Origin of the sequence: Chromohalobacter sp. HP20-39 (genome assembly GCF_033052815.1) — a bacterium.
In the GTDB taxonomy this organism is placed as follows: Bacteria; Pseudomonadota; Gammaproteobacteria; order Pseudomonadales; family Halomonadaceae; genus Chromohalobacter.
Genome location: NZ_JAWHTP010000993.1, coordinates 1 through 249 on the forward strand (window position 1 = coordinate 1; position 249 = coordinate 249).

Below are 249 nucleotides of genomic sequence, written 5' to 3' on the forward strand. Positions count from 1 at the left end.
TTCCACGAAACGGGTCAGTTGTCCACGCAAAGCCGCGAAGCCATCGTGCTTCTCGCAGGTGGCTTCATCCATATAGAGCGCGCGGTTCAGTTCGATCTGGATGCTGTGCCGGTGCGCTGCTGGATCGCCATAGCTGCGCACCAGATCGCCACCGCGATATGGGTCGTTGATCTGCACACGAAAGCCCAGCGCGCGCAGTGTGTCGGCCACCCACGCAGTGAACGCCGGATCAGCGCTGGTGCCGCTGCG

1 protein-coding gene is annotated in these 249 nt (G+C 62.7%); it reads right to left on the bottom strand.

What is annotated here, in order from left to right:
- On the bottom strand, nucleotides 1–249 hold a 249-nt coding region (locus tag RVY79_RS20945; RefSeq protein WP_317466535.1), incomplete at both ends, for an N-formylglutamate amidohydrolase.